Below are 15183 nucleotides of genomic sequence, written 5' to 3' on the forward strand. Positions count from 1 at the left end.
AACGATGGCGAACGAAGAGCAACTGCGCGACTACCTGCGGCGTGCGGCCAACGAGCTGCACGAGACCCGGACCCTGCTGCGCGACGCCGAGGACCGGTGGCACGAGCCCATCGCCATCGTCGGCATGCAGTGCCGCTACCCCGGCGGGGTCGGCTCTCCCGAGGAGCTCTGGGAGCTGGTGCGCACCGGCGGCGACGCCATCACCGGCATCCCGTCCGGGCGCGGCTGGGAGCACGCCGAGGGCGCGGCCGGCAGCTCCTACCGGGGCGGGTTCCTGGACGACGCGGCCGACTTCGACCCCGGCTTCTTCGGGATCTCGCCGCGCGAGGCGCTGGCGATGGACCCGCAGCAGCGCCTGCTGCTGGAGGCCTCCTGGGAGGCGGTCGAGCGGGCCGGGATCGACCCGACCTCGCTGCGCGGCAGCCGGACCGGCGTCTTCGTCGGGGTGATCGCGAGCGACTACCTGTCCCGGCTGCCCTCCGTTCCCAAGGAGGTCGAGGGCCATCTGCTGACCGGCAGCCTGACCAGCGTCGCCTCCGGCCGGATCGCCTACACCCTGGGCCTGGAGGGCGCGGCGGTCACCGTCGACACGGCGTGCTCCTCCTCGCTGGTCGCCCTGCACCTGGCCTGCCAGGCGCTGCGGGCCGGCGAGTGCGACCTCGCGCTGGCCGGCGGCGCCACCGTCCTGGCGACCCCGGGCGCCTTCGACGAGTTCGCCCGCCAGCGCGGCCTGGCGGCGGACGGGCGGTGCAAGTCCTTCTCGGCGGCGGCCGACGGCACCGGCTGGAGCGAGGGCGTCGGCATGCTGCTGGTCGAGCGGCTCTCCGACGCGCGGCGCCACGGGCACTCCGTGCTCGCCGTGGTGCGGGGGTCGGCGGTCAACCAGGACGGTGCCTCCAACGGTCTGACCGCGCCCAACGACCTGGCGCAGGAGCGGGTGATCCGCCAGGCCCTCGCCGGCGCCCGGCTGACCCCGGCGGACGTGGACGCGGTGGAGGCGCACGGCACCGGCACGGTGCTCGGCGACCCGATCGAGGCCCAGGCACTGCTGGCCACCTACGGCCGGGACCGGCCGGCCGGACGGCCGCTGCGCCTCGGCTCGGTGAAGTCCAACCTCGGCCACACCCAGGCCGCCGCCGGGGTGGCCGGCGTCATCAAGACGGTGATGGCGCTGCGGCACGGCCTGCTGCCGCGCACCCTGCACGCCCAGGAGCCCACGCCGATGGTCGACTGGGCGTCCGGCGGGGTCGAGCTGCTGACCGAGCCGGCCGACTGGTCGGCGGGGGAGCGGGTGCGCCGGGCCGGCGTCTCCTCCTTCGGGGTCAGCGGCACCAACGCGCACGTGATCATCGAGGAGGAGCCGGCCGAGGACCGGGCGCCCGCCGACCCGGCGGCCGATGCGCCGTCGCCGGCCCCCGTGCCGTCACCGGGCCCCGTGCCCTGGGTGGTCAGTGCCCGCACCGAGTCCGGGCTGCGCGCCCAGGCCGCCCGGCTGCGGGACTGGGCGCTCGCGCACCCCGGGGCCCGGCCGGCCGACGTGGCCTGGTCGCTGGCCTCCGGCCGGGCCGTGCTGGAGCACCGGGCGGTCCCGGTCGGGGACGACCTCGCCGCACTCGCCGCGGAACTGGACCGGGTCGCGGACGGCGGCGGGGACGCGCCGCAGGGCGCCGCGCCGCGCCGGGCCGGCCGTACCGCCGTCCTGTTCACCGGCCAGGGCACCCGGACCCGCGGCGTCGCGCGCGAGGCGTACCGGGCCTTCCCGGTGTTCGCCGCCGCGCTGGACGAGGTCTGCGCCGCCTTCGAGGGCGTGACCCCGTTCTCCGTCCGCGAGGTGCTGCTCGGCGAGCCCGACGGGTCGCCGGCCGAGGACACCGGCGTCGCCCAGCCGGCCCTGTTCGCCTACGAGGTCGCCCTCTACCGCCTGTGGACCGCGTGGGCGCCGGCGCCCGACTACGTGGCCGGCCACTCGCTGGGCGAGATCGTCGCCGCGCACGTGGCCGGGGCGCTCACCCTGGAGGACGCCGTCACCCTGGTCGCCGCCCGCGCCCGGCTGATGGCCGCGCTGCCGGCCGGCGGCGCGATGCTCGCGGTTGGGGCGGGCGAGGCCGAGGCCGCCGCCGTGCTGGCCCCGATCGCCGGGGTCGGGCTCGCCGCCGTCAACGGGCCCGCGAGCGTGGTGGTCTCCGGCACCGCCGAGGCCGTCGAGCAGGTCCGCGCCGCCTGCGCCGACCGCGGCTGGCGGCACACCCGGCTGCCGGTCTCGCACGCCTTCCACTCCGAGCTGATGGACCCGGTGCTGGAGAAGTTCGCCGCCGTGGTCGACGGGCTGCGCCCGCGCCGCGCCGGGATCCCGCTCGCCTCCACCGTCACCGGGACGATCACGGCCCCCGACCGGCTGGGCGATCCGGCGCACTGGACCGCCAACCTGCGCGGCACCGTCCGCTTCGCCGACGCGGTCGGCGCGCTGCGGGCGGCCGGGGCGACCGAGTTCGTCGAACTCGGCCCCGGGGCCGTCCTGACGCCGATGGCCACTGAGTGCCTCGCCGCCGAGGAGGCCGACCGGACGGTCGCCGTCCTCCCCACCGCCGAGCGCGAGGGCCCCACCGCCCGGAGCATCCTGACGGCGCTCGGCCGGGCCTTCGTGCGCGGCACGCCGGTGGACTGGGCGGCCCTCACCGCGGGCACCGTCACCGACCCGGCCGCGCTCGGCCGGCGCCGGGTGGAGCTGCCCACCCAGGCCTTCGAACGCCGCCGGTTCTGGCTGGACGCGGGCATCGGGGCCACCGACGCGACCGGCCTCGGCCAGGGCCCGGCCGACCACCCCCTGCTCGGCGCCATGGTCGAACTCGCGGACGGGCACGGCTCGCTGTTCACCGGACTGCTCTCGCTCGACAGCCACCCCTGGCTCGGCGACCACGTGGTGCTCGGCACCGTGCTGCTGCCCGGCACCGCCTTCCTGGAGCTCGCCCTGCACGCCGGCCGGCGGGTCGGCTGCGAACTCGTCGAGGAACTCTCCCTGGAGGCGCCGCTGGTCCTGCCCGAGCGCGGCGCCCTCCAGCTCCAGCTGTGGCTGGAGGCCCCGGACGGGGGCGGCCGGCGGACCGTCGCGATCCACTCGCGGCCCGACACCGGCGACGCCGCCGAGCCGTGGACCCGCCACGCGGTCGGCACCCTGGCCCGTCCCGGCGGGAGCACCCCCGCCGAGTCGCCGGCCTGGCCGCCGGCCGACGAGGGCGCCGTCCCGCTCGACGGCTTCTACGACTGGCTCGCCGACGCCGGCGTCGCCTACGGCCCGGCCTTCCTCGGCGTGCGCGCCGCCACCCGCCACGGCGAGGACGTGTACGGGGAGATCGCGCTGCCCGAGGCCGTCGCCCACGACGCCGACCGCTTCGGCGTCCACCCGGCGCTGATGGACGCCACCCAGCACCTGCTCGGCATCGCGGCCTTCGCGGACCGCGCCGACCCCGGCGCCGGACCGGTCTCGCTCCCGTTCTCCTGGCGCGACGTGCGCCTGTTCGCCCCCGGCGCCGCCGCGGTCCGGGCGCGGCTGCGGCGCACCGGCCCGGAGGCCGTCACCCTGACCCTCGCCGACGCCCACGGCCGGCCGGTCGCCGAGGTCGGCTCGCTGGCCGTGCGGCCGGTTTCCGCGGAGAAGCTGCGCGCCGCCGCCACGGCCCGTCAGGACCCGCTGTACGCCGTGCGCTGGACCGCCCTGCCCCACCCTGCGCAGCCCGCCGTCCCCGCCGCCGGCACCTGGGCGGTGGTCGGGGACGGCGACCCGGCTTTCGGTCCGGACGCCTCCCGCCACACCGACCTCGCGGCCCTCGCCCGCGCCCTGGACGACGGTCTGCCCGCCCCGGCCGTGGTCGTGCTGCCCTGGCCCGCCGCCGCAACCCCCGGCCCGCCGCCCGCGGAGGCCGTGCACGCCGCCGTCACCCGCGCCCTGGAGACCGTCCAGACCTGGCTCGCCGAGCCCCGCCTCGCCGGAACGCGCCTGGCCGTGGTGACCCGTCGGGCGGTCTCGGTGGGCGCCGACGACCCGGTGCGCGACCTCGCCGCCGCCGCGGTCGGCGGCCTGGTGCGCTCCGCCATGTCGGAGAACCCGGACCGGATCGTCCTGGTCGACCTCGACGACGACCCGGCCTCGGTGTCCGCCCTCGCCGCCGCCACCGCGACCGCCGCCGAGACCGGAGAACCGCAACTCGCCCTGCGCGCCGGTGCGCTGTACGCCCCGCGGATCGTCCGCAGCGCCCCCGCCGAGGCCGCCCGGCCCGCCTTCGACCCGGACGGGACCGTCCTCGTCACCGGCGGCACCGGCGCGCTCGGCGCCCTCGCGGCCCGGCACCTGGCCGCGGTCCACGGCGTCCGCCGGCTGCTGCTGACCAGCCGGCGCGGCCCGAGCGCCCCCGGCGCCGCGGAACTCGCCGCCGAACTCGCCGCCCTGGGTGCCGAGGTCGAGGTCGCGGCCTGCGACGTCGCGGACCGGCAGGCCCTGGCGGCCCTGCTCGCCGCCGTCCCCGCCGAGCACCCGCTGCGCGCCGTGGTGCACACCGCCGGCGCCGTGGACGACGGCGTGATCGCCGCCCTGACGCCCGAGCGCGTCGGCCCCGTGCTGCGCCCCAAGGTGGACGCCGTCCTCCACCTGCACGAGCTCACCCGCGACCTCGACCTGACCGCCTTCGTGCTCTACTCCTCCGTCGCCGGCGTCATCGGCAGCCGGGGCCAGGCCAACTACGCGGCCGGCAACGCCTTCCTGGACGCCTTCGCCCAGCACCGGCGGGCGGCCGGCCTGCCCGGCGTCTCGCTGGCCTGGGGCCTGTGGGAGGAGGAGAGCGGCCTGATGCGGGAGGACTTCACTGCCACCGACCGCCACCGCATCGACCGCAGCGGCGTGCTCGCGCTCTCCGCCGAGCAGGGCCTCGCCCTGTTCGATGCCGCCCTCGCCCAGGACGAGGCGCTGCTCGCTCCCGTCCGGCTCGACCTGGCCGCGCTGCGCCGCTTCGACGAACTGCCGGTCATCCTCGGCGGACTCGTCCCCGCGCGGCGCCGGGCCGGTGGCGAGGAGGCCCGCAGGCTCGTCCAGCGCCTGGCCGGCCGCCCCGAGGCCGAGCAGGTCCAGTTGCTCACCGACCTGACCCGCCGGCAGGCCGCCGTCGTCCTCGGGCACTCCGGCCCCGAGACGGTCGGCGCCGACCGGGCCTTCACCGAGCTGGGCTTCGACTCGCTCACCGCGCTGGAGATGCGCAACCGCCTCAACACCGCGACCGGCCTGCGGCTCCCGGCGACCGTCCTGTTCGACTACCCCAGCGCCACCGCCCTCGCCCGCTTCCTGCGCACCGAACTGCTCAGCCTGCCCGAGTTCGGCCGGGCCCCGGCCGCCGTCCCGGCCCGGGTGGTGGACGAGCCGATCGCGATCGTCGCCATGAGCTGCCGCTTCCCCGGCGGCATCGCGAGCCCCGAGGACCTCTGGCGCTGCGTGGCCGACGGCGTGGACACCGTCTCCCCGCTCCCCACCGACCGCGGCTGGGACCTCGCCGGGCTGTACGACCCGGACCCGGACCGCTCCGGGCGCTTCTACACCCGCGAGGGCGCGTTCATGCGGGGCATCGACCGCTTCGACTCGGAGCTGTTCGGGATCTCGCCGCGCGAGGCGCTGGCGATGGACCCGCAGCAGCGCCTGCTGCTGGAGACCTCCTGGGAGGCCTTCGAACGGGCCGGCATCGACCCGCTCTCGCTGCGCGGCAGCAACACCTCCGTCTTCGCCGGGCTGATGTACTCGGACTACGCCGCCGGCCGGGTCCAGGACGTCGACGACGAGCTGGAGGCGTACATCGGCAACGGCAACTCCTTCGGCGTCGCCTCCGGGCGGGTGGCCTACACCCTCGGCCTGGAGGGCGCGGCCGTCACCGTCGACTCGGCCTGCTCCTCCTCGCTGGTGTCGCTGCACTGGGCGAGCCACGCGCTGCGCACCGGGGAGTGCGACCTCGCGCTGGCCGGCGGGGTGACGATCATGTCGACCCCGAGCGTGTTCGTGGAGTTCGCCCGCCAGCGCGGGCTGGCCCCGAACGGCCGCTGCAAGTCCTTCGCGGCCGGCGCGGACGGCACCGCCTGGGGCGAGGGCATCGGCATGCTGCTGCTGGAGCGGCTCTCCGACGCCCGCCGCAACGGGCACCCCGTGCTGGCGATCGTCCGCGGCTCGGCGGTCAACCAGGACGGCGCCTCCAACGGGCTCACCGCCCCCAACGGGCCGTCCCAGCAGCGGGTCATCCGCCAGGCGCTGGCCAACGCGCGGCTGTCCACGGCCGAGGTCGACGCGGTGGAGGCGCACGGCACCGGCACGGTGCTCGGCGACCCGATCGAGGCCCAGGCGCTGCTCGCCACCTACGGCCAGGACCGCCCCGAGGACCGGCCGCTCTGGCTCGGCTCGGTGAAGTCGAACTTCGGCCACACCCAGGCGGCGGCCGGCGTGGCCGGTGTGATCAAGATGGTGATGGCGCTGCGCCACGGTGTGCTCCCGAAGACCCTGCACGTCGACGCGCCGACCCCGCACGTCGACTGGACGGCCGGCCGGGTCGAACTGCTCGCGGAGGGCCGCCCCTGGCCCGAGCTGGACCGCCCGCGCCGGGCGGCGGTCTCCTCGTTCGGGATCAGCGGCACCAACGCGCACGTCATCCTGGAGCAGGCGCCGGCCGCCGAGGCCCCCGCCGGGCCGGCCGCCGGGGAGCCCGCGGGCGTGGCCGGGGTGGTGCCCTGGGTGCTCTCGGCCCGGACCGAGGGCGCGCTGCGGGACCAGGCCGAGCGGCTCGGGCAGTGGCTGACCGTCCGCCCCGAGGCCGGACTCGCCGACGCGGCCTGGTCGCTGGCCGCCGGGCGGGCCACCCTGGAGCGCCGCGCGGTGGTCTGGGGCCGTGACGGCGCCGAGATCGCCGCCGGGCTGCGGGCGGTGGCGGACGGTACGGCCTCCACCGCCCCGAACGCGCTCCCGGGTGACGCCGGCGGACCCGGCGCCGCCGCCACCGGACCGGTGTTCGTGTTCCCGGGCCAGGGGTCGCAGTGGGCCGGGATGGCCGTCGAACTCCTCGACGCCTCACCGGTGTTCGCGGCCGCTGTGGAGGAGTGCGCGGGGGTGATGGACCCGCTGACGGACTGGTCGCTGCTGGAGGTGCTGCGGGACGGTTCAGGGGCGCTGCTGGAGCGTGTCGACGTCGTGCAGCCGGTGCTGTTCGCGGTGATGGTGGGCCTGGCCCGCTGGTGGGAGTCGTGCGGGGTGCGGCCCGCCGCCGTGATCGGGCACTCCCAGGGCGAGATCGCCGCCGCCCACGTGGCCGGGCTGCTGTCCCTGGAGGACGCGGTCCGGGTGGTGGTGCGGCGCGCCCAGGCGCTGCGGCGGGTCTCCGGCACCGGCGGCGGGATGCTCTCGGTCGGCCTCCCCGCCGAGCGCGCCGCCGAACTCCTGGCCGACGACGAGCGGTTGTCCCTGGCGGCGGTCAACGGACCGTCGAGCGTGGTGCTCTCCGGGGCCGTCGAGGCACTGGCCGCGGTGGCCGAGCGGTGCGAGCGCGAGGACGTCCGGGCCCGCTGGATCCCGGTCGACTACGCCTCGCACTCCGCGCACATGGACGCGCTGCACGACGACCTCCGCGCGCTGCTGGCGGACGTCGCCCCGCTGCCGGGCCGGGTGCCGATGTACTCGACGCTGACCGGTGAGGCGGTCGACTCGCCGGACCGGCTGGCGGGGTCGTACTGGTTCGACAACCTGCGCGGCACCGTCCGGCTGGACGCGGCGGTGCGCACGGCCCTCGCGGAGGGGCACACCGTCTTCCTGGAGTGCAGCCCGCACCCCGGGCTCGTCGTGCCGCTGGAGGACCTCATCGCCGGAGCCGCCGCCCCCGGCACCGTGCTGCACACCCTGCGGCGCGGCGCGGGCGGTCCGGACCAGCTGGTCACCGCCCTGGCCGCCGCCTTCGCCCGCGGCGTGCCGGTGGACTGGGCCGGGCTGCTGCACCGGCGCGGCGTGCGCCGGGTCGACCTGCCCACCTACGCCTTCCAGGGCCGCCGCTACTGGCTCGACCCGGACGGCGGGACCGCGCTGCCGGGCCGCGCCAAGCGGTCCGCCGCCCCGAGCGGCGACCCGGTCGACGGCACCCTGTGGGACGCCGTCACCGCCTCCGACGCACCGGGCCTCGCCGCCCTGCTCGACGTCCGCGAGGACGCGCCGCTGCACGAGGTCCTGCCCGCGCTCGCCGTCTGGCGCACCCGCCGGCGGGCCGACACCGCGGTCCGCTCCTGGCGCTACACCGAGCGGTGGGAGCCGTGGACGGACGCCCCCGCCGCGCCCGGCCGGCTCACCGGGCGCTGGCTGCTCCTCGCCCCGGCGGACGCGGAGCCGCGCGCCACCGTGGCGGACGCGCTCACCGCGGCCGGCGCGGAGGTGCTCGCCCACGAGGCCGGGGAGGTGCCCACCGGGCGTGCCGAGCTGGCCGCCTGGCTGCGGGAGACCGCGCCCGCCGGCGTCCTGCTGCTGCCCGATCCCGGGCCGGAGCGGGCCGACCCGACCCCGGCCCTGCACGGGCTGGCCACGCTCGTCCAGGCCCTGGGCGACGCCGGACTCGACGCACCGCTCTGGTGCGCCACCCGGGGCGCGGCGTCCCCCCTCGGCGAACCCCCGGCCAGCGCGACGGCCGCCGCCCTCTGGGGGCTCGGCCGCGTCGCCGGCCTCGAACACCCGGACCGCTGGGGCGGCCTGGTCGATCTGCCCGAGGCCGTCGACGAGCGCTCCGCCGCGATCCTGGCCGCCGTGCTCGGTGCCCGCTCGGCGGAGGACGAGATCGCGATCCGCCCGCTCGGCACCTTCGTCCGGCGCCTCGCCCGGTTCCCGCACGCCGAGGGCGCCCCGCGCCGGGACACCCCCTGGCAGGCCGGCCGTACCGCGCTGGTCACCGGCGGCACCGGGGCGCTCGGCGGGCACGTCGCCCGCTGGCTGGTCCGGGCCGGCGCCGAGCACCTGGTGCTGGCCGGACGGCGCGGCGAGGCCGCACCGGGGGCCGCGGAACTGCGCGAGGAGCTGACGGCGGCCGGCGCCGAGGTGGAGATCGCCGCCTGCGACGTCAGCGACCGCGAGGCGGTCGCGGCCCTGCTCGCCGACCTGCGCGGCCGGGGCCTGCGGGTGGACACCGTGGTCCACGCGGCGGGCGCCGAGGTCGGCGGGCCGTTCGACCGGATCACCCGGGAGTCCGTCGCCGAGGCGGTCGCCGCCAAGGTCGGCGGCGCCCTCGCGCTGGACGACCTGCTGCGCGCCGACGAACCCGGGACCTTCGTGCTCTTCACCTCGGGTGCCGGGGTGTGGGGCGGAGCCGGCCAGGGCGCGTACGCGGCGGCCAACGCCTACCTCGACGCGCTCGCCGCCCGGCGCCGCGACGAGGGCCGGGCCGCCACCGCCGTCGCCTGGGGCCGGTGGGCGGGCGGCGGGATGTCGGACGGCGAGGCCGTCTCGGCGGCGCTCGACCGGATCGGCGTGGCGGCGATGGACCCCGAACTCGCCCTCGAAGCGCTGCGCCAGGCCCTGGAGGAGGACCTGGAGCGGGTGACCGTCGCCGACCTCGACTGGCCGCGCTTCGCGGTCGGGTACACCGCCGCCCGCCCGCGCCCGCTGATCGCGGAGCTGGTCGCGGCCGAGACCCCGGCGCCGGCCGACGCGGAGCCGGGCGCCGGCGACCGGGCGCCCGAGCAACTGCGCGAGCGCCTCGCCGGGCTGTCCGCCGACGACCGGCACGACGCGCTGGTCACCCTGGTGTGCGCGGAGGTCGCCGCCCAGCTGGGCCACGCCGACCCGGGCGAGATCGAGCCCGAACGGCCGTTCCGCGACCTCGGGTTCGATTCGCTGGCCGCCGTCGGCCTGCGCAACCGGCTGGTCGCCGCGACCGGGCTCGACCTGCCGACCACGCTGGTCTTCGACCACCCGACGGCGCAGGCGCTGGCCGCCCACCTCGGCGCCGAACTGTTCGACGACACCGCGCGGAACGTGTCGGCCCTCGACGAGCTGGACCGGCTGGAGGCGGGCCTGGCGACGCTGTCCGGCGCCGCGGACCGCGACCGCGTCGCCGACCGGCTGGCCGAGCTGGCGGAGCGGCTGCGCGGCGGGCCGCGACCGCCGGCCGAGGCCGAGGCCGGCCGCGACCTGCGGACCGCCACCGACGCCGAGATGTTCGACATCCTCGGGGAGGAGTTCGGGATCTCCTGAGCAGCCGTCCACACCGGATTTCTCGAACCGACAGGGGTACACAGATGTCCACCGAGGCCGCCGCGTCCAGCGCGCCGGACCCGTCCAGCGGGTCGAACGAGGAGAAGCTCCGCCACTTCCTGCGGATGACCGCCACGGACCTGCGCGAGACCAAACAGCGACTGCGGGAGGCCGAGGAGGCCGCCCGGGAGCCGCTCGCGATCGTCGCGACCGGCTGCCGGCTGCCCGGCGGCGTCCGCTCCGCCGAGGACCTGTGGCACCTGGTGGCGGAAGGCGGCGACGCGATCGGCGCCTTCCCGGCCGACCGGGGCTGGGAGACCGGGCCGGAGCGGGACGACGCCGCCGGCTCCGCCACCCGGCAGGGCGGATTCGTCTACGACGCCGCCGAGTTCGACGCGGAGTTCTTCGGCATCTCGCCCTTCGAGGCGCTGGCGATGGACCCGCAGCAGCGCCTGCTGCTGGAGACCGCCTGGGAGACCGTGGAACGCGCCGGAATCGACCCGCTCTCGCTGCGGCGCAGCCGGACGGGCGTCTTCGTCGGCGCCTCCGCGCTCGGCTACGGCGGCGGCCGACAGGACACCGCCCCGGCGGTGGCGGGCCACCGGGTGACCGGCGGGTCGATGTCCGTGGTCTCGGGCCGGATCTCGTACGTGCTCGGCCTGGAGGGCCCGGCGGTGACCCTGGACACCGCCTGCTCCTCGTCCCTGGTCGCCCTGCACACCGCGGCGCAGGCGCTGCGCGCCGGTGAGTGCGACCTGGCACTGGCGGGCGGCGTGACCGTGATGCCCCGGCCGACCGCCTTCGTGGAGTTCTCCCGGCAGAACGGGCTGGCCTCGGACGGCCGGTGCAAGCCGTTCGCGGCGGCGGCCGACGGGACCGGCTGGGGCGAGGGCGTGGGCCTGCTCCTGCTGGAGCGGCTGTCGGACGCGGTGCGCAACGGGCACCCCGTGCTGGCGGTGGTGCGGGGCAGCGCGGTGAACCAGGACGGGGCGTCGAACGGTCTGACGGCGCCGAACGGTCCTTCGCAGGAGCGGGTGATCCGCCAGGCCCTGGTGAACGCGGGGCTCTCCACGGACGAGGTGGACGTGGTGGAGGCGCACGGGACGGGGACGACGCTGGGTGACCCGATCGAGGCGCGGGCGCTGCTGGCCACGTACGGGCGTGAGCGGGGCGGTGAGCCGCTCCGGCTCGGTTCGGTGAAGTCCAACATCGGGCACACGCAGGCGGCGGCGGGTGTGGCGGGTGTGATCAAGATGGTGATGGCGCTGCGGCACGGTCTCCTGCCGAAGTCGCTGCACGTGGACGCGCCGTCGCCGCACGTGGACTGGTCGGCGGGCGCGGTCGAGCTGCTGACGGAGGCCGTGGAGTGGCCGGAGACCGGTCGGCCGCGCCGGGCGGGGGTGTCCTCGTTCGGGATCAGCGGCACCAACGCCCACGTGATCGTCGAACAGGCCCCGGAGCCGGTGGAGCCGCTGCCGGAGCCTTCCTCGGCGGCGGGGGTGGGCGGACTCGTCCCCTGGGTGCTGTCGGCCCGGACCCCCGAGGCGCTGCGGGCCCAGGCCGCGCGGCTGCGGGACTGGGCCGGCGAGCACCCGGAGGCCCGACCCGCCGATGTCGCCTGGTCCTCCGTCACCGGCCGGGCCCTGCTGGAGCACCGCGCCGTGCTGTTCGGGCGCGACGTCGCCGAGCTGACGGCCGGACTGACGGCGCTCGCCGACGGCGCGTCCCGGCCGGCCGGGACGGCCGGGGCCCCGTTGGCGGTGACCGGCACCGTGGCGCGTGGTGTGGTGCGGACGGCGCTGGTGTTCACGGGGCAGGGGGTGGGTTGCCGGGGTGTGGGGCGTGGGCTCTACGAGGTGTTCCCGGTGTTCGCGGCGGCGGTGGACGAGGTGTGTGGGGCGTTCGAGGGGGTGGTGCCGTTCTCGGTGCGGGATGTGCTGTTGGGGGAGCCTGGCGGTGTCGCGGAGGACACGGGGGTGGTGCAGCCGGTGCTGTTTGCGTTCGAGGTGGCGTTGTACCGGTTGTGGCGTTCGTGGGTTCCGGTGCCGGAGGTGGTGCTGGGGCATTCGCTGGGCGGGATTGTGGCGGCGTATGTGGCGGGGGTGTTCTCGTTGGAGGGTGCGGTCGCTCTGGTGGCGGCGCGGGCCCGGTTGATGGCTGAACTGCCTTCGGGTGGGGCGATGTTGGCGGTGGGGGCGAGCGAGGCGCAGGTGCTGGCCCTGCTGGGTGAGAGCCGTGTGGGTGTGGTGGGGATCGCGGCGGTGAACGGTCCCGCCTCGGTGGTGGTGTCCGGCGAGAGCGAGGCCGTTGAGGCGGTGCGGGTGCTGTGCGGGGAGCGGGGGTGGCGGTCGTCGCGTCTGGCGGTGTCGCACGCGTTCCATTCGGTGCTGATGGAGCCGGTGGTCGCGCAGTTGCGCGAGGTGGTCGCGGGCATCACCCTCGCGGAGCCGTCGATCCCGCTGGCCTCGGACGTGACGGGCCGGATGGCGACGGCGGCCGAGGTCCGCGATCCGGAGTACTGGGTGCGTCAGGTCTGCGAGCCGGTGCGGTTCGCGGACGCGGTCGCCTCGGCGAGGGCGGCGGGCGCCTCGGTGTTCGTCGAACTGGGCCCGGAGGCGGCACTGACCCCGATGGTCGCGGAGTGCACGGCCGGGACCGACGCCGTCGCCGTCCCCGTCCAGCGCCGCGGCCGCGACCCGCGGGAGACCCTGGCGGCAGGACTCGCCACCGCCTTCGTCCGCGGCACCCCGGTCGACTGGGCCGCGACCGTGACCGGCGCGCACCGGGTGGACCTGCCGACCTACCCCTTCCAGGGCCGCCCCTACTGGCTCGCCCACGAGGCGCCCGCGGCGGAACCGGTGCCGCAGCCCGCCGCCGAACCGGCGGACAGTGGGTTCTGGGAGGCCGTCGAGCAGACCGACCTCGACGGGCTCACCGCGCTGCTGGACGTCCCCGCGGACGCGCCGCTGCGCGAGCTGCTGCCCGCGCTCTCCGCCTGGCGCACCGAGGACCGCGCCGCGCGGACCGCCCGGTCCTGGCGCCACGAGCTGCGCTGGGAGCCGTGGACGCCCGCCGCGCCCGGCGCCGCGCCCACCGGGCACTGGGTCCTCGTCCACTCCGCCGACGGCGGCGACATCGCCGCCGCGGTGGCGCGGGCGCTCACCGACGGCGGCGCCCGGGTCCTGCGCCGCGAACTCGACGCGAAGACCGCCGACGGGGCCGAACTCGCCGCCTGGCTCCGCGAGTCGGCCGGTGAGCCGGGACTCGCCGGGGTCGTCTCGCTGCTCGGGGCGGCGCCGGAGGAGGAGGGCGACGGCGGACCGGGCCTGGTCCGCGCCGTGACGGCCACCGTCACCCTGGTCCAGGCGCTGGCGGACGCGGACATCGCCGCCCCGCTCTGGTGCCTGACGGCCGGTGCCGTCTCGGTGCTGGGCGAGGACGTGGCCTCCGCGACGGGCGCCGGGATCTGGGGCCTGGGCGGCGTCGTCGGCCTCGAACACCCGCTCAACTGGGGCGGATTGGCCGACCTTCCGGCCGACCCCGACGAGCGCTCCCTGACCACCCTGCTCGCCGTCCTGGCCGACGCCGGGGGAGAGGACCAGTTCGCGATCCGGCCGCTGGGCACCTTCGGCCGCCGCCTGTCCCGCCCCGCCGCCACGGTCGCTCCCGCCCGCCCGGCCCGCCCCTGGCGGACCGGCGGCACCGCGCTGATCACCGGCGGCACCGGAGCCCTGGGCGGGCACGCGGCCCGCTGGCTGGCCGCCCGCGGGGCCGAGCGCGTGCTGGTGCTGGGCCGCCGGGGCCCCGACACCCCCGGCCTCGACGGGCTGCGGGCCGATCTCGCGGCCGTCGGCGCCGACCTGGTGCCGGTCGCCTGCGACCTCACCGCCCCGGACGCCGCCGACCGGCTCGGCGAGGCCCTGGGCGAGGAACTCCCGCGCATCCGCACCGTGCTGCACGCCGCCGGTGTCGCCGGCCCGGCCCGGCTGCTCGACACCGACCCGGCCGCGATCGCCGCCACTGTCACCGCCAAGGTCGCCGGGGCGCTGGCGCTGGACGAGCTGTTCGCCACGGCCGAACTCGACGCCTTCGTGCTCTACTCCTCCGGCGCCGGGGTCTGGGGCGGCGCCGCGCAGGGCGCCTACGCGGCCGCCAACGCCCACCTGGACGCCCTCGCCCTGCGCCGCCGGCAGCGCGGACGCACCGCCACCGCCGTCGCCTGGGGCCCCTGGGCCTCCGGCGGCATGGCCGACGGCGAGGCCGGACGCCACCTCGGCCGGCTCGGGGTGCGGCCGATGGACCCCGCCACCGCCCTGACCGCCCTCGGCCAGGCCCTGGACGAGGACCTGACCTGCGTGACGGTCGCCGACGTGGACTGGACCCGACTCGCGCACAGCTACGCCGCCGCCCGCCCCCGGCCGCTGATCGCCGACCTCGTGGCGGCCGCCCCGGAGCGTCCGGCGGACCCGGCGCCCGGCACCGTACCGACCGCGCTCCTGGACCGCTCCGCCGAGCGCTCGCCCGCGCAGCTGGCCGCCGAGCTGCTCGACCTGGTCCGCACCGAGGTGGCCGCCCAGCTCGGCCACGCCGACGCCGGCGCCGTCGACCCGGACCAGCCCTTCCGCGCGATGGGCTTCGACTCGCTGGCCACTGTCGGGCTCGCCCGGCGGCTCGGCGAGGCCACCGGCCTCGACCTCCCCACCACCCTGGTCTACGACCACGCCGGCCCGGCCGCGCTCGCCGCGCACCTGGCCCGCGCCCTGGAGGAGGGGACCGCCGCGCGCCGCGGCCCGCGGCCGGAGCCGGGCGCGGAGGAGTCCCACGAACTGCTCGGCTCCGTCTACCGCGAGCTGGCCCTGCGCGGACAGATGGACGACGCGGAGGCGCTGCTGGTCGGCGCGTCCGGCCTGCGCGAGGCCAGCGCGGACCTGCCACTGCTCGCC

The 15183-nt window shown here is 77.7% G+C and carries 1 protein-coding gene and 1 pseudogene; both read left to right on the plus strand.

The window, feature by feature from the left end; translation table 11 throughout:
* The first annotated feature begins 4 nt into the window (after positions 1 to 4).
* Positions 5 to 10240, plus strand: a complete 10236-nt coding sequence (locus ACFC0B_RS04585) for a type I polyketide synthase (protein WP_376082036.1) — start codon at positions 5 to 7, stop codon at positions 10238 to 10240.
* A 125-nt stretch (positions 10241 to 10365) separates the two neighbouring features.
* Positions 10366 to 14979, plus strand: a pseudogene (locus tag ACFC0B_RS04590) (type I polyketide synthase); the annotation flags it as partial.
* Positions 14980 to 15183 lie beyond the last annotated feature (204 nt).

The organism is Kitasatospora sp. NPDC056184, assembly GCF_042268405.1.
GTDB lineage: Bacteria > Actinomycetota > Actinomycetes > Streptomycetales > Streptomycetaceae > Kitasatospora.